The following is an 840-nucleotide window of genomic DNA, read 5'->3' on the forward strand; positions in this document are numbered from 1 at the left end:
CGCGGGCGGGCGCCGGTGGGCCGGGCCGGGACCGCGGGCTAGCCGACCCGCTTGAGGCGGGCGGAGGCGTAGGAGCGCATCGGGTGCCCGGCGGCGGCGACGTCGAGGGCCCACAGCAGGTCGCCGTCGACGAGGCCGTACATCCGCTGCCCGGCGGTGTACTCCGCCGCGGTGGCGGTGCGGGCGACGACGTCGGTGCCGAGGTCGATGCGCGGGCCGCGCGCGGTGCCGGCGTACACCTCGACGACACCGGTGGGGTGGGCCAGCAGCACCTCCAGCTCGACGGCGGCGGGCCCGCTGCCGCTGTCGTCGAGCGCGCCGGGGCGCCAGTAGCCCGTCTCGACGTCGAGGGGCTCCAGCACGGAGCCGTCCTCGTCGAGGCGCCAGGTGCGGCTGGTGTAGTGCAGGAAGGGCCGGCCGTCGTGGCCGAACTCGACCTCCTGCCCGAAGCGCACGTCAGCGCCGCGGGCGGGGTGGCCGAGGACCCCGGCCCCCTCCCAGCGGCCGATCAGCCAGGCCAGCGGCAGCAGCGGCGGCGGCGTGCTCGCGTCGATCGAGAGCACCACGGCTCAGCGCTGCCCCTTGAAGAGGCGGTAGACCACGAAGACGGCGAACCAGGCGATGACCAGGCTCGCCGCGATCAGGAGCACCAGGTAGAAGGTCTCCAGGGCGGCGATGGACATGCCTGGACACTACACAGGACCGCACCGGACGGCCGCCCGTGCCGGGCCGCTGTGGCGGACGCCTCAGCCCGGCGGCGGGCGCCCCGGCCCGGCGGCGGGCGGCTCAGCCCAGCAGCAGCCGGCTCAGCACGTAGGCGCCGGGCCCGCACAGCGCGAC

The 840-nt window shown here is 76.7% G+C and carries 1 protein-coding gene; it reads right to left on the reverse strand.

Annotated features, from left to right (window positions below; translation table 11 throughout):
* Window positions 1-38: 38 nt before the first annotated feature.
* On the reverse strand, window positions 39-566 hold the full coding sequence (locus ABEB16_RS21495; RefSeq protein WP_345714215.1) for a heme-binding beta-barrel domain-containing protein: 528 nt from the start codon (window positions 564-566) through the stop codon (window positions 39-41).
* Between the last annotated feature and the right edge of the window lie 274 nt (window positions 567-840).

The sequence above is a fragment of the Kineococcus glutinatus genome, from assembly GCF_039542765.1.
Taxonomy (GTDB): domain Bacteria; phylum Actinomycetota; class Actinomycetes; order Actinomycetales; family Kineococcaceae; genus Kineococcus_A; species Kineococcus_A glutinatus.